Origin of the sequence: Actinoalloteichus hoggarensis, from assembly GCF_002234535.1 — a bacterium.
In the GTDB taxonomy this organism is placed as follows: Bacteria; Actinomycetota; Actinomycetes; order Mycobacteriales; family Pseudonocardiaceae; genus Actinoalloteichus_A; species Actinoalloteichus_A hoggarensis.
The window spans coordinates 2,192,473-2,211,113 of record NZ_CP022521.1; the positions used below are offsets into that span (position 1 = coordinate 2,192,473).

16 protein-coding genes are annotated in these 18,641 nt (G+C 73.8%); 12 read left to right on the top strand and 4 right to left on the bottom strand.

Annotated elements, in window-relative coordinates; translation table 11 throughout:
- Window positions 1-705 precede the first annotated feature (705 nt).
- Window positions 706-1,662 carry a glycosyltransferase gene (locus AHOG_RS09740; RefSeq protein WP_093944318.1) on the top strand — a complete coding sequence of 319 codons (957 nt, stop codon included), beginning with the start codon at window positions 706-708 and terminating at the stop codon, window positions 1,660-1,662.
- Between the two features lie 32 nt (window positions 1,663-1,694).
- Entirely contained in the window at window positions 1,695-2,909 is a 1,215-nt protein-coding gene (locus tag AHOG_RS09745; protein ID WP_093941069.1) for a glycosyltransferase, read from the top strand.
- 88 nt (window positions 2,910-2,997) lie between these two features.
- On the opposite strand, the gene AHOG_RS09750 is transcribed toward AHOG_RS09745, so the two are convergent.
- Both AHOG_RS09750 and AHOG_RS09755 read right to left on the bottom strand, forming a co-directional pair.
- Complete coding sequence (locus AHOG_RS09750) at window positions 2,998-3,894, bottom strand: glycosyltransferase family 2 protein (protein WP_093941070.1); 897 nt, start codon at window positions 3,892-3,894, stop codon at window positions 2,998-3,000.
- Entirely contained in the window at window positions 3,891-4,775 is an 885-nt protein-coding gene (locus AHOG_RS09755) for a glycosyltransferase family 2 protein (protein WP_093941071.1), read from the bottom strand. Before AHOG_RS09755 ends, AHOG_RS09750 begins: the two co-directional genes overlap by 4 nt.
- 377 nt (window positions 4,776-5,152) lie before the next feature.
- Between AHOG_RS09755 and AHOG_RS09760 the strand changes: the two genes are divergently transcribed.
- The 10 genes from AHOG_RS09760 (at window position 5,153) to AHOG_RS09805 (ending at window position 16,537) form a co-directional block, all read left to right on the top strand.
- The gene (locus AHOG_RS09760; RefSeq protein WP_093941072.1) at window positions 5,153-6,130 is read left to right on the top strand and encodes a GDP-mannose 4,6-dehydratase; all 978 of its coding nucleotides are present in this window, start codon (window positions 5,153-5,155) and stop codon (window positions 6,128-6,130) included.
- A gap of 208 nt (window positions 6,131-6,338) precedes the next feature.
- Window positions 6,339-7,964, top strand: a complete 1,626-nt coding sequence (locus AHOG_RS09765; RefSeq protein WP_093941073.1) for a carbamoyltransferase family protein — start codon at window positions 6,339-6,341, stop codon at window positions 7,962-7,964.
- A complete protein-coding gene (locus tag AHOG_RS09770) occupies window positions 7,961-9,448 on the top strand; it encodes an HAD-IIIA family hydrolase (protein WP_093941074.1) in 1,488 nt (495 codons plus the stop codon). The genes AHOG_RS09765 and AHOG_RS09770 overlap by 4 nt, the downstream gene beginning before the upstream one ends.
- Window positions 9,445-10,500, top strand: coding sequence for a glycosyltransferase family 9 protein (locus tag AHOG_RS09775; RefSeq protein ID WP_093941075.1), 1,056 nt, complete (start codon window positions 9,445-9,447; stop codon window positions 10,498-10,500). The genes AHOG_RS09770 and AHOG_RS09775 overlap by 4 nt, the downstream gene beginning before the upstream one ends.
- Window positions 10,497-11,060, top strand: coding sequence for a D-sedoheptulose-7-phosphate isomerase (locus AHOG_RS09780; protein WP_169725834.1), 564 nt, complete (start codon window positions 10,497-10,499; stop codon window positions 11,058-11,060). The genes AHOG_RS09775 and AHOG_RS09780 overlap by 4 nt, the downstream gene beginning before the upstream one ends.
- Complete coding sequence (locus tag AHOG_RS09785; protein WP_093941076.1) at window positions 11,057-12,508, top strand: PfkB family carbohydrate kinase; 1,452 nt, start codon at window positions 11,057-11,059, stop codon at window positions 12,506-12,508. The genes AHOG_RS09780 and AHOG_RS09785 overlap by 4 nt, the downstream gene beginning before the upstream one ends.
- A 60-nt stretch (window positions 12,509-12,568) precedes the next feature.
- Complete coding sequence (locus AHOG_RS09790) at window positions 12,569-13,258, top strand: SDR family oxidoreductase (RefSeq protein ID WP_093941077.1); 690 nt, start codon at window positions 12,569-12,571, stop codon at window positions 13,256-13,258.
- Entirely contained in the window at window positions 13,249-14,199 is a 951-nt protein-coding gene (locus tag AHOG_RS09795) for a glycosyltransferase family 9 protein (RefSeq protein WP_093941078.1), read from the top strand. Before AHOG_RS09790 ends, AHOG_RS09795 begins: the two co-directional genes overlap by 10 nt.
- The gene (locus AHOG_RS09800; RefSeq protein WP_093941079.1) at window positions 14,192-15,520 is read left to right on the top strand and encodes a UDP-glucose dehydrogenase family protein; all 1,329 of its coding nucleotides are present in this window, start codon (window positions 14,192-14,194) and stop codon (window positions 15,518-15,520) included. The genes AHOG_RS09795 and AHOG_RS09800 overlap by 8 nt, the downstream gene beginning before the upstream one ends.
- 564 nt (window positions 15,521-16,084) lie before the next feature.
- Window positions 16,085-16,537: a protein-tyrosine phosphatase family protein gene (locus tag AHOG_RS09805; RefSeq protein WP_093941080.1), complete on the top strand. Its 453-nt coding sequence runs from the start codon at window positions 16,085-16,087 to the stop codon at window positions 16,535-16,537.
- A 99-nt stretch (window positions 16,538-16,636) separates the two neighbouring features.
- On the opposite strand, the gene AHOG_RS09810 is transcribed toward AHOG_RS09805, so the two are convergent.
- Together AHOG_RS09810 and AHOG_RS09815 are read right to left on the bottom strand one after the other, a co-directional pair.
- Entirely contained in the window at window positions 16,637-17,203 is a 567-nt protein-coding gene (locus tag AHOG_RS09810) for a histone deacetylase (RefSeq protein WP_211290565.1), read from the bottom strand.
- A 342-nt stretch (window positions 17,204-17,545) separates the two neighbouring features.
- On the bottom strand, window positions 17,546-18,562 hold the full coding sequence (locus AHOG_RS09815) for a tryptophan--tRNA ligase (protein ID WP_093941082.1): 1,017 nt from the start codon (window positions 18,560-18,562) through the stop codon (window positions 17,546-17,548).
- Between the last annotated feature and the right edge of the window lie 79 nt (window positions 18,563-18,641).

Genomic DNA, 18,641 nt, shown 5'->3' on the forward strand with positions numbered 1-18,641 from the left:
GCCGTGCAACAGGATTTCCCCGCCCGCGAGCGGCTTCCGCACCCGCGAGCAGCCGCTCGTTCGCCTTCGGCTCGGCGTCGGGTGTGGCACCGCTTTCCGGACGACGAGGCGGATCAGGAGACGTCGGCTGCGGCGAACACGTCCTGCGGCGGCCTGCCCGCGGCCCGCGTGGGGCATGCGCAGCGGCGGCGGGACTCATCGCCGCGCTGAGACTCACCCCGCTTGTGCGGGCGTACGACGTCGAGCGCGGCGGCGAGCAGGCCGACGATCCGCTCACCCCGCCTGCGCGGGGCGTACCTTCGTGAACCGGGGCAGCAGAGGTGTGTCATCGGCCCGCGACCAGCGGTCGGTCGGCGTCCGGCACACAGGGCCACCGTGTCCCGCTTCCTGAGATCACCGGTCCGCGGCTGTGGACGATTCGACGGCGGGCCACACCGCTCTCGACCCGTGCCGGTCGGCATGGACATCTCGCCTCGCGTGAGCCGAGGCGACCAGACCTGTTCCCGGCGCGCGGTGTTCCCGGCTCGGCGCGCTCCGCGGATCTCGTTCCGGTGTCGGGGACGCCCGAGACCACTGATACGCGAGACGCCCGTCGGGACAGTCGTGACGCGAACCTCGGCCGGTCGGCGCGAGCAGCCGAGACCCGCGGCGTTTCGCCGGGATCGCGCCGGGCACTGCTAGGACGTGACGGCGTCGGGCGCAGGGCTGAACGTGCTTCTGTGGCACGTGCACGGGTCGTGGACGGACTCCTTCGTCCGGGGCCCGCATCGCTGCCTGCTGCCCACCCTGGCCGACGGCGGGCCCTGGGGCCGGGGGCGCTGCGGTCGCGACTGGGCGACGACGACGGAGGTGGCGCCCGCCGAGCTTCGCGACGTCGACCCGGACGTGGTGATCCTCCAGCGCCCCGAGGAGATCGATCTCGTGGCGGAGTGGCTGGGCAGGCGACCGGGCCGGGACGTCCCCGCCGTCTACGTCGAGCACAACGTGCCGCGAGCGGACCCGGCGGCGGCCCGGCATCCGCTGGCCGACCGGACGGACATCCCGATCGTGCACGTCACCCACTTCAACAACCTGATGTGGGACAACGGCTCGGCGCCCACCCACGTCATCCAGCACGGCATCGTCGACCCCGGCGACCGGTACACCGGGGAGCTGCCGCACGGCGTCGCGCTGATCAACGAACCCGGCCGCCGCGCGCGGGTCACCGGCAGCGACCTGCTGACGGTCTTCGCCGACGCGGGACCGGTCGACCTCTACGGGATCGGCGCCGCCGAGTTCGCCCCGGCCGCCGCCGCGGCCCACCCGGTGCGCGGCATCGACGACCTCGACCATGCCGCCCTGCACCCGGAGATGGCCCGCCGCCGGGTGTACCTGCACACCGCCCGCTGGACCTCGCTCGGGCTGTCCCTGCTGGAGGCGATGCACCTGGGGATGCCCGTCGTGGTGCTCGCCGCCACCGAGACGACGATGGCCGTGCCCGCCGAGGCGGGCGCGGTCTCCACCGACGTGTCCGTGCTCGTGCGGGCCTTCCGCGAACTGCTGCACGAACCGGACCTCGCGGTGCTCGCGGGCCGCACCGCTCGGGAGTACGCGCTGGCGCGCTACGGGCTCGATCGCTTCGCCCGGGACTGGACCGCCCTGCTCACGGAGGTCGTGCGATGACCCGCCGCGCCTCCCCGCCGGGAGGAGACCGGATGCGGATCGCGATGGTGTCCGAGCACGCGAGCCCCCTTGCGGCGCTGGGCGGAGTCGACGCGGGCGGTCAGAACGTCCACGTCGCCGAGCTGTCCGCCGCGTTGTGCCGACAGGGCCACGAGGTGACGGTGTACACGCGGCGGGAGAGCCTCGTCGCGCCCGAGGCCATCACCACCGACAGCGGCGTCCGCGTCATCCATGTGCAGGCGGGCCCGCCGGTCACCATGCCCAAGGACCGGCTGCTGCCGCACATGGGGGAGTTCGGCGCCGTCCTGCGCGCACACCTGGCGGCGGAGCGTCCCGACGTGGTGCACGCGCACTTCTGGATGTCCGGGCTCGCCGCGATGCTGGCCGCCGAGGGGACGGGCATCCCCGTGGTGCAGACCTTCCATGCCCTCGGGGCCGTCAAGCGCCGACACCAGGGCGCCGCGGACACCAGCCCGCCGGAGCGGGCCAGGCTGGAGGCGGAGATCGCCCACCGCGTGGACCGGGTCATCGCCACCTGCTCCGACGAGGTGTTCGAGCTGACCGCGATGCACGTCTCGCGGTCCAAGACCTCGGTGGTGCCCTGCGGCGTGGACCTGGAGCGCTTCCAACCGGTGGGGCCGCACGCCCCGCCGTCGGCGCGGCACCGGATCGTCAGCGTCGGCAGGCTCGTGCCGCGCAAGGGTTTCGACGTCGCCGTCACCGCGCTGACCGCGCTGCCGGAGGCCGAACTGGTCATCGCGGGCGGGCCGGAGGACGGCAGGCTCGACGTGGACCCCGAGGCACAGCGCCTGGAGCGGCTGGCGGAGCTGCTGGGTGTGCGAGACCGGCTCGTGCTGCTCGGGCAGGTGCCCACGGGGGAGATGCCCGCCCTGCTGCGCTCGGCCGACGTCGTCGTCTGCACGCCGTTGTACGAACCGTTCGGCATCACCCCGTTGGAGGCGATGGCGTGCGGGATTCCGGTGGTCTCGGCGGCGGTGGGCGGCCTCGTCGACACCGTCGTGGACGGGTCCACCGGAGTCCTGGTGGCGCCGAACGATCCCGACGCACTCGCGAGCGCCGTCCACGAACTGCTCATCCGGCCCACGACGCGGCGGCGCTACGGTCTGGCGGGCAGACGGCGGGTCCAGCTGCGCTATTCGTGGGATCGGATCGCCGTGGACACGCTGCGGGTCTATCAGCAGCTGTGCTCGCCGCTGACGGTGCCCGTCGAGGACGTCGTGTGGTGAGTCCCGTCCGTCCGCGTCCGTTCGACCAGTCGTGTGAGCCCGTGCGGCCGCGCCAGCCCAGGCGGCCCAGTCGGGGCACGCAGCCGACTCACCCCACGTAGCGGCGGGCCGTCGACCGTCGTTGGGACTCCTCCAGCCGCAGCAGTCCCGCCTCGACCCGCGCGGGCACCACCCGCCGCTCCCGCAGCACCCACGGCAGCCCGCGGAGGGCGGCGGCCACGGCCGACGCCGTGGCCCGGTCGGCGGGTGCCGAACGCAGGACGGCCGCGCTGCGGCGGAGCGCGCTGCGCAGCGGACGCCGCAGCCACAGCGTCCACAGGGTGTTCCGGATGCCGAGTCGTCGCCGTTGCCGCGCGTCGCGCTGCCGGGACGGCGCGTGGTGGATGACCATGTCCTCCACCCAGCACATCCACCAGCCGAAGGACGCGAGATCCAAGGCGAGCAGCTCCTCCTCGCCGCCGAGCCACATCCGGGAGGAGAACCCGCCGACCTGGGTGAACGCGGAGACTCGGAAGGCGGACAGCCCGGCCATCACGCCGAGCAGCGCGGGCCCCGGCAGCCAGTCCGGGCCCGCCACCGGCGAGTCGCGCATCTCCGGGGTGATCGGGTCCTCCGTCAGATCCGGTTCGACCAGGCACCGGCCGGTGACCGAGGCCAGCCCCGGCCACCGGTCGAGCAGCGTGACGGCGCGGGTCAGCACGCCCGGCTGCCAGCGCGTGTCGTCGTCGCAGAACGCCACGTACGGGGTGCGCACCCGGCGGACCGCGAGGTTGCGACCGATTGCGCCGAGGTTGCGAGCCGATCGGATGAGCCCGACCTCGGGATACGCGGCGGCCACCGCGTCGGCGGTGCCGTCCGTGGAGCCGTTGTCCACCAGGATGATCGGCGCCGCGTCGGGCAGCGCGGTCATCTGCGCGAGCGTCTCCAGCAGCTGCTCGCGCCGATCGCGGGTGATGATCACGACGGTGATGCGGTCCGCCGTCATGGGCTCGGCTCCTCCCCGTCCGAGTGTTCCAGGGTGCGCGCCTGCCGTTCGATCTCGGGCGGCAGTCGGCTTCGCCGGACGAGGGCGGCGGGCAGGCGGCGCAGCACTCCCGCGGCGACGCGCCGACTCTCGCCGTCGCGCGGTGCCGCCCACAGCAGGCCGCCGGTCTCGGCGAGGCAGCGGCGCCAGGGCCGGCGCAGCCAGTCGATGAGGGCGTTGTTGCGTCGCTCGATCCGCACCCGCCATGCCGGGGGCGGTCGTGTGCTCGAAGGATGGTGGTGGGCCCGCACCTGCTCGGCGTAGCACAGCGCCCAGCCGCGGGCCGCGAGGTCGACGGCGAGGAGACGTTCCTCCGCGCCGAAGTGCAGCAGCCGGGAGAAGCCGCCGACCTCCAGGAACGCCTGCCTGCGGACGATCGCCGCGCAGGCGAGGAAGCCCAGGATCGACGGGCCGGGCAGGTCCGGCGCCTGCCCCAGCGGGCTGTCCGCCAGCTGCCGGTTGACGGGATCGTCGGCGTCGGTCGGGCCGACCAGCGTCCGCCCGGCGAGCAGGGCGACCCTGGGATGGGCGGTCAGCAGCCGCTCCGCCACGGGGAGGGCGTCCTCGGCCCACCACGAGTCGTCGTCGGCGAACGCGACGAACGGGGTCACGGCCCCGGCCACGCCCAGATTGCGGGCCGCGGCCCCGAGGTTGCGGCGAAGCCGGATCACCCGGACCCCCGCGACCCCGGCGGCACGGGCCGCGGTGTCGTCGGAGGAGGCGTTGTCCACCACGATGATCGGCGGCGCGGGGCGCAGCGCCCGCACCCGGGTGAGGGTGCGATGCAGCTCGGCGGCTCGGTTCCGGGTCGCGATGACCACCGTGGTCCGCGGCGTGCTCACCGGGCCGTCTCCTCGTCGGTCGGCAGGCGCCGTGCCCGCCCTCCCGGGCCGGTCGCGACGCCGGGGTCCGCCGAGCCGGCAGGGCGCGGCACGTCTGGGGGCCCTGGCGAACCACCAGGGTCGAGCCGCCCGCGACGTACTCGCATGCACGCCGCATACCCGCGGCCGGCGTGGTCCAACCCGGCGGGCCGCGCGCCGGGACGCTCGTGGGGCATGAGGCCCGGTCCGACCGGCACGGGGTTCGACTGGCACGGGGTCCGACCGACAGGCACCGGCTCCAGTCGTGCACGGGGTTCGTCAGGCACGGTTCCGGGCCGCCCGACCCGCCGCGCGCGGCGCCACACGTGTGAGGCGGCGGCCGTCGGGTAGCCGAAGACGTGACGCGACGCATCGAACGGGCGCTGGTGACCGGCGGCGCGGGCTTCGTCGGCTCGCACCTCGACGAACTGCTGCTCGCGCGGGGCTGCGAGGTCGTCGTGCTCGACGACTTCTCGACGGCGGCGGCCGACACGGTCGCCGAGTTGCGAGCGCGGGCCGGCGTCGAGCTGATCCGGCACGACGTCACCGAGCCGTTCGTCGTGCCGGGCCGCCTGGACGTCGTCTTCCATCTGGCCTCGCCCGCGTCTCCGCCGGACTATCTGCGGCTGCCGATCGAGACGCTGCGGGCGGGTGCGCTGGGCACCGCGCACGCGCTCGACGTGGCCGTGCGGGCCGGAGCCCGGTTCGTCCTCGCCTCCACCAGCGAGGTCTACGGCGACCCGGAGGTGCACCCGCAGCCGGAGGACTACCGAGGCTGTGTCAATCCGATCGGGCCGCGCAGCGTGTACGACGAGGCGAAGCGGTACGCCGAGGCGTTGACGGCCGCCTACCGACGCGAGCGCGGCGCGAACACCGGGATCGCCCGACTCTTCAACACCTACGGGCCCCGGATGCGTGCCCAGGACGGCCGAGCGGTGCCGACGTTCGTCCGACAGGCGCTGGCGGGGGAACCGCTGACGGTGGCGGGCTCCGGGACGCAGACCCGTTCGCTCTGCTACGTCGACGACACCGTGCGCGGGCTGCTCGCCTTGGCCGTCTCGGACGTGCCCGGCCCGGTGAACCTGGGCAACCCCGAGGAGCTGACGGTGCGGGACCTGGCCGACGCCGTCCGCGCGGCCGCAGGCGTGACGGCAGGCACGAGCGCGGGCGTCACGTTCGTCGACGCCGCCGAGGACGACCCTCGCAGGCGCTGTCCGGACATCAGCCTCGCCCGACGGGAACTGGGCTGGCGGCCACAGGTCGGCCTCGCCGAGGGACTGACCAGGACGATCCGATGGTTCGCGGCGCGGCACGAGCGGTCGGGGGCGGTCTCCTGACGCCGGCGCGCGCCTGGATTCGTTCGACCGGTTTACCGCCGATCCGGTCGGGCATCGCTATAGAGGTGACCGGGCGCTCGGCAGACCGCCCGACGAGGTGTCACCCGCTACGGCCAGCTCACCCGGAAGGACGAAACGACCAGGTCGGACGGCAGGGGCCGACACGGCAGGGCTTCGACACCCGCCCCGAGCGAGGAGGAGTGGCTCGATGCGCGTTCTCGGCATCAACGCGATCTTCCACGATCCGGCCGCCGCGCTCGTCGTGGACGGCGAGATCGTCGCCGCCGCCGAGGAGGAGCGGTTCAGCCGACGCAAGCACGGGAAGCGGCCCGTTCCGTTCTCCGCCTGGGAGCTGCCGGAACAGGCCGCCGCCTGGTGCCTGCGCCGGGCGGGAATCCGCGCGGACCAGCTCGACGCCGTCGGCTACTCCTACGACCCGGACCTGGTGGACCACTCGCTGGGCGGACTGGACGCGGGCAGTGAGGAGCTGCGCACCGACTACGCACGCCGAGCACCCGCGTTCCTGCGCGCCGCGCTGCCGGGGCTGGACCCCTCGATCGTCCGCTTCGTCCGCCACCACGTCGCGCACGCCGCCTCGGCCGCGCTGGCGGCGCCCTTCGACGACTGCGCCGTCCTGGTCGCGGACGGCCGCGGCGAGAGCACGTCCTTCCTGGCGGGCGAGTACCGCGACGGCAAGTTCGTCGAGGCCGCGACCCAACGGCTGCCGCACTCCCTCGGCCTGCTGTACGAGGACCTCACCGAGCATCTCGGCTTCGCCCGGTCCAGCGATGAGTACAAGGTCATGGCGCTCGCCTCCTACGGGCGGCCCCGTTTTCTCGCCGCGTTTCAGGAACTCGTCCGCACCACGGGCGACGGCGGGTTCCGCACCGAGCCGATCCCCTGGAACGACTTCGCGCCGAGAGCGGGTGACGGGGTCGCGCTGGACTCCGCACACGCCGATCTCGCGGCCAGCGTGCAGCGCCGCCTGGAGGACGTGCTGTTGGAGCTCATCGGCAGGCTGCACGCGCAGACCGGCCGGTCCGACCTGGCGATGGCGGGCGGCATCGCGCTGAACTGCGTGGCCAACACGCGGCTGTTCGCCGAGGGGCCCTTCGACCGGATCTGGGTGCAGCCCGCCTCCGGCGACGCGGGAACCGCGCTGGGCGCGGCCCTCCAGCTCGCCGCCGAACTGGGCGAGCGGGCCGCGCCGATGACCGGTGCCGACCTCGGCCGGGAGTGGACGGACGACGAGATCGAGGCGGTGCTGCGCACGGCGGACCTCCGCTACGAACGCCCGGCGGACGTCGCGGCGGAGGTGGCGACGGCACTCGCCGAGGATCGGATCGTCGCCTGGTTCCAGGGCCGCGCGGAGTTCGGCCCGCGTGCGCTCGGCCATCGCTCGCTGCTGGCGAACCCGGGGCCCGAGCGCAACCTGGAACGGCTCAACGACGTGAAGGGCCGGGAGCAGTTCCGACCGGTCGCTCCGATGGTCCTCGCCGACCGTGCCGCCGAGATCTTCACCCGCGGCCCGCTGCCCAGCCCGTACATGCTGTTCGTCCACGACGTCGCCGAACGGTGGCGGGACCGCATCGGCGCGGTGACCCATGTCGACGGCACGGCTCGGGTGCAGACGGTGGACCCCGCGCAGGCACCGTTGACCGCCCGCATGCTCACCGAGTTCGAGGCCCGTACCGGACTGCCGGTGGTGGTGAACACGAGCCTCAACACGGCGGGCAGACCGATGGTGGACTCCCCGCGAGACGCCCTGGAGTGCTTCGGCTCCGCGCCGGTCGACCTGTTGGCGATCGGCCCGTTCCTGGTGCGTCGGCCATGATCGACTACAGCGTGGTGATCCCCACGACCGGCCGCGAGAGCCTCTGGCGACTGCTGTCCGCGCTGGACACGGCCATGGGCCCTCGGCCGAGGGAGATCATCGTCGTCGACGACCGGCCCGGCGGTGCGGAGCTGGACCTGCTGCCGTCGGCTCGGCTGCTGCGCTCCGGCGGCCGGGGTCCCGCCGCCGCCCGCAACACCGGCTGGCGGCACTCGGACGCGGAGTGGATCGCCTTTCTGGACGACGATGTGGTTCCCGGCGTCGACTGGCCCGCGCGGCTGACGGCGGATCTGACCGGGCTCGGCGACCTGGTCGGCGCCTCGACAGCGGAGATCGTGGTGCCCCTTCCCGCCGACCGGCGGCCCACCGACGACGAGCGCGGCACGGCAGGCCTGGCCGACGCACGCTGGATCACCGCCGACATGGCGTATCGCCGGTCCGCCCTGGCGGCGGTCGGCGGCTTCGACGAGCGGTTCCCCCGCGCCTACCGGGAGGACGCCGATCTCGCCCTGCGCGTGCGGCTGGCGGGCTACGCCGTCGTCCGAGGTGCCCGACGCACCACGCACCCCGTGCGGCCGTCGGGCACGCTCGCCAGTGTCCGCGCCCAACGCGGCAATGCCGACGACGTGCTGATGCGGATCGAACACGGCCGCCGCTGGCGGGAGCTGATCGGCGAGGGCCCCGGCAGGCTTCCCCTGCACGTGCTGACCACCGGGGCGGCGGTGCTCGGCGGACTCCTCGCCGCCGTCGGACGACGACGAGCGGCGGCCGGCTGCGCCGCAGGCTGGGCGGCACTCACCGCCGAGTTCGCCGCACGACGCATCCGACCGGGGCCGCGGACGCCCGCGGAGATCGGCCGGATGGTGTTGACCAGCGTGCTGATCCCGCCCGCCGCGTGCCTGCATCGGCTGCGCGGCGAGGTCCGACATCGGGCGGCCCGGCGTGGCGGGCCGCTGCCGCCCCAGGCGTTGCTGTTCGACCGAGACGACACCCTCATCGGCGACGTCCCCTACCTCGCCGATCCGGCGGGCGTGCGGCCGATGCCGGGGGCCGAGGAGGCCCTGCGGATGTCGCGGGCGGCGGGCCTCCGCCTCGGCGTGGTGAGCAACCAGTCGGGAGTCGCGCGCGGTCTGATCAGCGCCGACCAGCTCGCCGAGGTGAACGCGCGCGTGGAGGACCTGCTCGGCCCCTTCCAGACCTGGCAGGTGTGCGTCCACGGCCCCGACGACGGCTGCGAGTGCCGGAAACCCGCGCCCGGCATGGTGTTCCGGGCGGCCCAGGACCTGGGCGTGCCCGTCGAACGCTGCGTGGTCATCGGTGACACGGGCGCGGACATCGCCGCCGCGGCGGCGGCGGGCGCGCGCGCGATCCTGGTCCCGACGGCCCGCACCCGACCGGAGGAGGTCGTCCGGGCACGAGCGGAGGCGGCGGTGGCCGACGACATCGTCGCTGCCGTCGCACTGGCCCTGGCGGGTGTCCGATGAGCCCGCGGATGCTCGTGGCTCGGATGGACAGCGTCGGCGACGTCCTGCTGGCGGGCCCGTGTCTGCGGGCGGTGGCCGCGGGCGCGGAGTCGGTCACGCTGCTGGCCGGACCGCGCGGTGCCGCCGCGGGCGCGCTGCTGCCCGGCGTCGACGAGGTGCTGACGTGGTGCGCACCGTGGATCGACCCGGAGCCGCCCCCGCTGATCGAGGCCGACGTGCACGCCCTCGTGGCCGATCTCCGGCGGCGCCGGGTGGATCGCGCCCTCGTCCTCACCTCGTACCACCAGTCGCCGCTGCCGCTGGCCCTGCTGCTGCGCATGGCGGGCGTGCCGTGGATCGGGGCGATCTCGGCGGACTATCCGGGCTCCCTGCTCGACCTGCGGCACCGTGTCGACGGCGATCCGCCGGAGAGCGACCGCGCCCTGTCGTTGGCCGAGGCCGCCGGATTCGCGCTGCCGCCGGGCGACGACGGCACCCTCGCCGTGCGCGTGCCGCTGCCCGAACTGCGTGAACTCACCGGATCGCCCGGCTACGTCGTGGTGCATCCCGGTGCTTCCGTCCCGGCCCGCCAGATGTCGGCGTCCCGTTCGGCCGCGGTCGTCGCCGCGTTCGCCGCCGCCGGACACCGGGTGGTGGTCACGGGAGCACCCGGCGACGGCGGGCTCACCGCGGCGGTGGCGCGGGGCGGCGGCATCGACCTCGGCGGCCGGACGACGCTGGCCGAACTCGCCGCCGTCCTCGCCCATGCCGGCGTCGTGGTCGCGCCCAACACCGGGCCCGCGCACCTGGCCGCCGCCGTGGGCACCCCGGTCGTCTCCCTGTTCGCGCCCGTCGTGCCCGCCGGGCGATGGGCCCCCCACGGGGTGCCGACCGTCGTGTTGGGCGATCAGGACGCGCCGTGCCGGGGCAGCCGGGCGCGGGAGTGTCCCGTCGCAGGTCATCCGTGTCTCGAGTCGATCGATCCCGAGGAGGTCGTCGCCGCGACCGTGCGACTCGCCGCGGGAATCACAGAACGGCCGCAGCGCCGCCTGACGACCGGAGGTGTGTCGTGATCGAGGAGCATTTCGCGGCGTTGAGCGCGGCGCTGAGCCGGATGGGCTCCGCCGCGCCGATCCTGCGACGGTGGGGGAGCGGCCTGGCGGAGGTGCTGTGCGACGGCGGCAGACTGCTCGCCTGCGGCAACGGCGGAAGCGCCGCCGAGGCCCAACACCTGACCGGGGAGCTGGTCGGCCGCTTCCGCAACGAGCGGCGGCCCCTGGCAGCCGTCGCCCTGCACGCCGACACGTCCTCGTGCACCGCGATCGTCAACGACTACGGCGTCGCCGAGCTCTACGCCCGCCAAGTCCGGGCCCACGGCAGAGACGGCGACATCCTGGTCCTGCTGTCCACCAGCGGGACCAGCGAGAACGTCGTCGCCGCCGCGAAGGCGGCCCAGGACGTCGGGGTCACCACCTGGGCGATGACCGGGCCCGCGCCGAACCCGCTGGCCGCGCTGTGCGACGACGCGATCACCGTCGACGCGCCGGACGTCGCCACGGTGCAGGAGGTGCACCTGGCGCTCGTGCACGCCCTGTGTCTCGTGCTCGACGAAGCCCTGGGGGTGCCGGTGTGAAGCCGCTGGTGGTGCTCGGCGACGTGATGCTCGACGTGGACGTCGACGGCACCGTCGACCGACTGTGTCCCGGCACGCCCGCCGCCGTGGTGGACGTGCGCCGAGAACTGCGCAGGCCCGGCGGGGCGGGGCTGGCGGCACTGTTGGCCGCGCGGTCGACCGACGAGGTCCTGCTGATCACCGCCGTCGCCGACGACGAGACGGGGCGCGCGCTGCTCGACCTGCTGTCGTCGGAGCTCACGGTGCTGTCGGTGGCGCTCCGAGGCACGACGGTGCGCAAGACCCGCGTGCTCGTGGGCGGCCAGTCGCTGGTCAGGCTGGACACCGGCGACGGAACGGCCGATCCGGCGCCGGTGGATGCCGAGGTGGAACGGGCGTTGCGGAGCGCGGGCGCGATCCTGGTCGCCGACTACGGCGGCGGGGTCGCCGGGCATCCCGACGTCCGGCGGGCGCTCACCGAGCTGGCGCCCACCGTGCCGATCGTGTGGGACCCGCATCCGCGCGGCCCGGCACCCACGCGGGGCGCCCGGCTGATCTCCCCGAACCTCAGTGAGGCACGCCTGTTTCATCGACCCGGACCGGCCGCCCCCGGATCCGGACGGGACGCCGTCGCACGGGACGCCGCCGGACCGGACGTCGTCGAGCTGGCGGCGAACCTGCGAGACGACTGGCTCGCTCACTCGGTCGCGGTCACGACCGGGGAGGCGGGCGCGGTGCTGGCCGACGGTCGACGAGTGCGCACGGTGCCGGTGCCCGTGGACGCGCGGATCACGTCGTCGGCCGAGCCCGACACGTGCGGGGCGGGCGACTGCTTCGCCGCCACCGTCTCGGCGAACCTGCTTGCCGGTGCCACCGTCGCCGAGGCGGTGTCCGACGCCGTCGCGGCGGCTGCCCGATTCATCGTGGCGGGCGGCGCCTGCACGCTGTCCGTCCCGGTCGACCCCGCCGTCCCCGTCGACCCCGTCGTCCCGACACGGCCGACGCCTCCGCGACTCGGCTCGGCCTTCGACGTTGCGGCCGGAATCCGCGCCGAGGGCGGACGGGTCGTGGCCACCGGCGGCTGCTTCGACCTGCTGCATCCCGGCCATGTGAGCCTGCTGCGCCAGGCAAGGGCGTTGGGCGACGCGCTGATCGTCTGCCTGAACTCCGATGACTCCGTTCGGCGGCTCAAAGGCCTCGGCCGCCCCATCCTCCCGGCACGCGACCGGGCCCGGCTGCTCACCGAGCTCGCCTCGGTGGACGCGGTCGCGATCTTCGACGAACCGTCGCCGGTCGCCCTGCTGGAGCGGCTGCGCCCGGACGTCTGGGTCAAGGGCGGCGACTACGCGGGTGCCCCGCTTCCGGAGAGCGAGGTCGTGCACCGCCATGGCGGCGAGACCGTGCTGATCCCGACCGTTCACGGCTACTCGACCTCGCGGCTGGTGGCCGCCGCACAGGTCAGCGGCTGACCGCGACCACGGCGGCGGAATCCCGACAGCGGCCGAATCCCGACAGCAGAGGAGTGTGCGATGGCAGGCCTCGGCAACATCCTGATCACCGGCGGCGCGTCCGGGCTCGGCGCCGCGACCGTCGCCGTCGTCCGGGAACAGGGCGGGACGCCCTTCGTGATCGACCGGGCCAGACCCGCCGCGGATGTCGAGTTCGTCGAGGCGGACCTCTCCGAGACCGCCTCGGCCGAGGCCGCGGTCCGACAACTCGTGGACCGAGCGGGCGGCCGACTCGACGGCGTCTTCACCGCCGCGGGCATCGACGCCTGCGGGGCGTTGGACGTGGTCTCCGCAGGGGACTGGGAACGTGTCGTGCGGGTCAACCTGCTCGGCACGGTCGCCGTCGTCCGCGCGGCCCTGCCCTTCCTGAAGGAGAGCCGCGGCACCGTCGTCACCTGCGGCTCCACCCTCGGGATCAAAGCGGTCGGCGATGCGACGGCGTACTGCGCCGCCAAGTTCGGCGTCGTCGGATTCACGAGGGCGCTGGCGGCCGAGACCGCCGGAGCGGTCGGCGTGACGCTGTTGATCCCCGGCGGCATGCACACCGCCTTCTTCGACGACCGCGCCGAGCAGTACAAGCCGCCGCCTGACGCCCGGCTGAACCAGCCGGAGGACGTCGCCAGGACCGTCGCCTTCGTGCTGAGTCAGCCGCCCGGATGTGAGATCCGGGAGCTGGTCGTGTGCTCCTCGGAAGAGGGATCGTGGCCCTGACCGAGTCGATCCTGGTCCTGCGTGCGCTGGGACTCGGCGATCTGCTGACCGGAGTCCCGACGTTGCGATCACTGCGCCGTGCCCACCCGGAGGCGCGGCTGGTGCTCGCGGCGCCGGGCGGCCTGCGTGCCGTCGTCGACATGGTCGACGCGGTCGACGAGCTGCTGCCCACGGACGGCCTCGGCGCGCTGGACTGGCAGGGCGCGCCGCCGAGTCTCGCGGTGAACCTGCACGGTCGCGGACCGCAGAGCATCCGCGACCTGCTGGCGCAACGCCCGGGGGAGGTGCTCACCCACCGACACCCCGAGGTCGGGGAGCAGCCCGGCCTGCACTGGCGTGCGGACGTGCACGAGGTCGACCGCTGGTGCAGGCTGCTGGACTTCGCCGGCATCGAGGCCCGGCGCGACGACCTCGGGCTGCCCGCCCCGCCCGTGTCGAGTCCGCGTCCGCAGGCGATCGTCGTGCACCCCGGCGCCGCCTATCCGGCCCGCCGCTGGCCGCCCGAGCGCTACGCCGAGGTAGCCCGCGCCCTGCGTACCGACGGACACCGCGTCGTGGTCACCGGCAGCCCGGCCGAGCGAGCACTCGCCGCCCGGGTCGCCGCCGAGGCAGGCCTGCCCGACTCGGCGGTCCTCGCGGGCCGAACCGGGCTCGACGAACTCGCCGCCCTGGTGGCCGAGGCGGCCCTGGTGATCTGCGGAGACACCGGTGTCGGTCATCTGGCCACCGCCTTCGGCACCCCGTCCGTGCTGCTGTTCGGCCCGACGCCCCCGAAGTTGTGGGGGCCGCCGCCCGCAGCCCCACAACACGTCGCCCTCTGGGTCGGCGACGTCGGCGACCCACACGCCGACCACCCCGACCCCGGACTGCTGATGCTGCTGCCCGGCCGGGTGCTGGCCGCCGTCGACGGGCTCCTGCGCGAACAGGAGATCCATGGATAGCCGAGTCGGCGTCGTCGGGGCCGGATACGTCGGGCTCACCAGCGCGGCCTGCCTCGCCCGGCTCGGCCGCACCGTGACGTGCGTCGACAACGACCGGGCCAAGATCGACCGGCTGCGTGACGGCGAGGTCGCCCTCGTCGAGCCGGGACTGGCCGAGCTGGTCGCCGAGGGCATCGCCGAACGGCGACTCCGATTCACCACCGACGTCGCCGCGCTCACCGACGTCGAGATCGTCCTGCTCTGCCTGCCGACTCCGATGGGCCCCGGCGGCGTCGCCGACCTGGGCGCCTTCGACACGGTGCTCGCCGACCTCGGCCGGGTGCTGCGCTCGGGCAGCGTCGTCGTCACCAAGTCCACCGTCCCGATCGGCACGGCCCGGCGCGTTCCCGCCCTTCTCGGCCGATCCGACCTTCCGGTGGTGAGCAATCCCGAGTTCCTGCGGGAGGGGCACGCCGTCGCGGACTTCCTGCGTCCCGACCGCGTCGTGATCGGCGCCGACGCCGGTCAGCGCGCCGCCGCCGAGCGAGTGGCCGCCCTCTACGCGGCCACCAGAGCGCCGGTCCTGCACACCGATCCCGCCACCGCCGAGGTGACCAAGTACGCCAGCAACGCCTTCCTCGCGGTGAAGGCCTCCTACGCCAACGTCCTCGCCGACCTCTGCGAACGAGTCGGCGCCGACGTCACACAGGTCACGCGGGCCATGGGATTCGACGACCGGATCGGCCCGGACTTCCTCGCCGCCGGGCCCGGCTGGGGCGGCTCGTGCCTGCCGAAGGACGCGGGCGCGCTGTTGTGGGCGGCCGAGGCCGCGGGCGTGGACTTCGCGCTGGTCCGGGACGCGGTCAAGATCAACACCCGGCAGCAGTCGATGGTCGTGCGCAAGGTGCGCTGTGCGGTCACCGGCTCCGCGGCGGGTTCGCTCGTGGGGGCAAGGATCGGCGTGCTCGGACTCGCCTTCAAGGCGGGCACCGGGGATCTACGGGCCTCCCCCGCCGTCGCCGTGGTGCAGGCGCTCGCCAGGCAGGGTGCGCTGATCCGCGCGCACGATCCGGGCATCAGCGCCGCCGACCGGATCGCCCTCGACGCCGGCAGCGGAGTGCGGGTGATGGACGATCCGTACTCCGTCGCCGACGACGCGATGGCACTGGTGGTGCTGACCGAGTGGCCGCAGTTCCGTGACCTGGACTGGCCACTGCTGGCCGCCGCCACGGCACAGCCCGTCGTCGTGGACACCCGCAACCTGCTCGACGAGGTGATCCTCGCCGAGGCGGGTTTCCGTCACATCGGCATCGGAACCCGTGGCGGCCGGGCACCGGACTGACCGGACGGCCGAGTCCGGCGCGGTGATCGACACCCGCGCCCCCGACCGTCCGCGCGCGGCCCTGCCCGGAACTCACGAGCGTCCGACGGGCACCGCCCAGCGGCGTCGTCGCGTCGGTGTCGGGTGTCGGGCGTCTCGTCGGCGGCGTATCTCGCGTCGTCGTCCTAACTCATCTGCCGCGATGCGCTGTGCGTGCTGCGCTGTGCGCTGAGGTTCGAGGTTGTGGCTCGTCACCCGTCGCGCAGTCGCTCGTCGGCCCCTCGCCTCTGGCCTCCGGCTGTCGCCCGGCGCATCTCCGCGTCGGGTTGTAGCCCATGGCCACCCTGCGTCGGACTGTCGCCCGTCGCGCCCCTGCGGGCGGAGCCGGCCGCACCTTCTACTCGTGGTGGAGCCCTGCTGTACCAAGGCATCGGTCTCCGCAGACATGATCGGCGCTGTCGCGCTGTCGCCGTCCGGCTCCGGACCTCCTGCCCAGGGCCGAACAGATTCTCGCCGTCGACGGCGGCCGAGGTGCGGGCTCATCGCCCGTCGGCCACGCGGCCGGGCGAGTCTAGAGTCGGTCGCGTGCTGGATCACTGGTCGCCGGACGGTCCGGGCGTACTCCGGCTGCCCTCCGGACGGCTGGTCCGAGGCCGAGGGCTACGCAGGCCGCTGCCATCGGGGCCGACACCCGACTTCGCGGTCTACCTGCTGGGCAGGACGCCGCCGCCCGTCGCCTGGGAGAGCCGACTGCTGCCCTGGCCGGACTTCCTGCTGCCCCGAGATCGAGCGCTGGCCCGCGAGCTTCTCCGCGAGGCCTGGCGGCGAGCCGACACCGAGCGGGTGGAGATCGCCTGCGACGGCGGCCGGGGTCGAACCGGCACCGCGCTGGCCTGCCTGGCGGTGATCGACGGGGTGCCGCCGAAGGCGGCCGTCGGCTATGTCCGGCAGCACTACGACCGGCACGCCGTCGAGACACCCTGGCAGCGCCGCTACGTCACGCGATTCGCCGACAGCCGGTCGAGCAGGGCCTCCTGAGCGGCGCGGTGCCGCAGGTCGCACGAACGGTCGACTCGGTTGACTCCCCGATCCCCGTGCCCCACCTCGCGGGCGACCACGGGGGCGGACGACGTCTTTTCAGAGTTCGGCGATCGAGCGCGCCGTCCAGCGGCCCACACCGGGCAGCGTGGCCAGATGACGCCCCGACCGATCGACGTCCCAGCCGTGTGCCTCACCGAGCCCGGAGCGCAGCATCCGCAGATAGCCGGCCGAGGGTGCCACGCCGTCGACCTCGGCGGCTCGCCACGGCGCGGTGAAGGTCAGCATCGGGAGACCGTCGCGCTCACCGACGTGCAGCAGGGTCTCGTAACGACCGGGGCCGAGGTGCTGTCTGCCCGAACTCAGGACAGGACGCAGATCCAGATCGGCGCCGGGTTCGCGGTACATCTCCTGTGCGGTGAGATCGGCGAACTGCTCGGCGGTGACGAGGTATGCCCGCGCGGCGGCGGGGCCGGGGAGCTCGGGATCGTAGAAGGCCCGTCCACCGCCCCACACCGGGGATTCGGTGGCGAAGTACACGCCGCCCGGCAACAGACAGCCGACGCCGGCGCGCGGCGGTCGTGGGTCGCGGCAACCCGGATAACGGTGTGTCGTCCCCGGCGGGATGCCGCCCGCCAGATAGCACCGCAGGCGGTCGGCACACATGTTGCTGCCGTAGCTGACGTACCAGAGGAGGTCGGGCGTCGTCGGCGGGGCCGGTCGCGAAGAGCGCGTCACAGCGGCGGGCCGCTCAGTGTGGTGGGCGGCGGGCCGCTCAGTGTGGTGGGCGGCGGGCCGCTCGGCGTCGTGAGCGGCGGCCGGCCGCGCAACGTGGTCAGGGCGGGCCGTTCATCCCTGTGGGCGGCGGGCCGCTCGGCCTGATGGACGGCGGGGCGCTGAGCATCGTGCGCCACGGGCAGGCGGCGTTCGGTGTGGTCGGTGGCGGGCCGCCCGTGGTCGCCTGCGGCGGGCCGCTCGGCGTCGTGAACCGCCCGCCGCCGTGCGACTTCAGATTCCGATGGCCGCACGGACCTCACGCAGAACCGGCACGGCTCGGTCCCGAGCCTTCGCCGCCCCGGCCGCGAGGATCGAGTCCAACTCGCTGTCCGGCGCGATCAGCGCGTCGTAGCGCTCCCGCATCGGCGCCAGCTGTTCGTCGAGCACCTCGAACAGCTGGTTCTTCAGCTCGCCCCAGCCGACTCCGCCCGCCGCCAACCGTGCCCGGGTGTCGGTCGTGACCTCCTCGCTCGCGAACTGCGCGAGGATCTGGAACACCGAGGACTCGTCGGCGTTCTTCGGCTCCTCCACCGGGGTGCTGTCGGTCGGCATCCGACGGACCAGCTTCTTCAGCTTTCCCGACGGCAGGAACAGCGGAATGGTGTTGTCGTAGGACTTGCTCATCTTGCGGCCGTCGGTGCCGGGAAGCGTCCGGCCGTCGTCAGCCGCCGGGACCAGGGCCTTGGGCACGGTGAACCGATAGCTCGACCCGTAGGCGTGGTTGAACGAGCCCGCGATGTCGGCGGCGATCTCGACGTGCTGCACCTGATCCTTGCCGACGGGCACCACGTCGGCGTTCATGCTCAGGATGTCCACCGCCATCAGCACGGGGTAGTTGAACAGTCCCATGTTGACCCCGGCGTCGAGGTCGCCGCGGCCCGCCTCCTCGTTGCGATCCCTCGCGGCCTTGTAGGCGTGCGCCCGGTTCATCAGGCCCTTGCCGGTGAGGCAGGACATGACCCAGTTCAGCTCGAAGATCTCCGGCACGTCGGACTGTCGGTAGAGCAGCGTGCGCTCGGGGTCGAGCCCGGCCGCGATCCAGGTGGCGGCCACCGATCGGGTGTACTGCCGCAGCAGCGCCGGATCACGCAGCGTGGTGAGGGCGTGATAATCGGCGATGAAGTACATCGACTCGTAGTCGGCGGTCAGTTCCAGGGCCGGGCGGATCGCGCCGATGTAGTTGCCGAGATGCGGTTCGCCGGTGGGCTTGATACCGGTCAGCGATACCTTCTTAGCGGGCGGTGCCATGGTCGGGAAGTCTACCGGGCGGCCTCGGGACGTTCTGCCGTGTTTCAGGCCGACGTGGAATGGCGAACAGTGGCGTCGT

Bases quoted from the DNA above. Each gene is read 5' to 3' on its own strand.
- AHOG_RS09745 (WP_093941069.1), top strand. From the start codon at position 1,695: ATGCGGATCGCGATGGTGTCCGAGCACGCGAGCCCCCTTGCGGCGCTG.
- AHOG_RS09750 (WP_093941070.1), bottom strand. From the start codon at position 3,894: ATGACGGCGGACCGCATCACCGTCGTGATCATCACCCGCGATCGGCGC.
- AHOG_RS09765 (WP_093941073.1), top strand. From the start codon at position 6,339: ATGCGCGTTCTCGGCATCAACGCGATCTTCCACGATCCGGCCGCCGCG.
- AHOG_RS09770 (WP_093941074.1), top strand. From the start codon at position 7,961: ATGATCGACTACAGCGTGGTGATCCCCACGACCGGCCGCGAGAGCCTC.
- AHOG_RS09775 (WP_093941075.1), top strand. From the start codon at position 9,445: ATGAGCCCGCGGATGCTCGTGGCTCGGATGGACAGCGTCGGCGACGTC.
- AHOG_RS09790 (WP_093941077.1), top strand. From the start codon at position 12,569: ATGGCAGGCCTCGGCAACATCCTGATCACCGGCGGCGCGTCCGGGCTC.
- AHOG_RS09800 (WP_093941079.1), top strand. From the start codon at position 14,192: ATGGATAGCCGAGTCGGCGTCGTCGGGGCCGGATACGTCGGGCTCACC.
- AHOG_RS09810 (WP_211290565.1), bottom strand. From the start codon at position 17,203: ATGTGTGCCGACCGCCTGCGGTGCTATCTGGCGGGCGGCATCCCGCCG.
- AHOG_RS09815 (WP_093941082.1), bottom strand. From the start codon at position 18,562: ATGGCACCGCCCGCTAAGAAGGTATCGCTGACCGGTATCAAGCCCACC.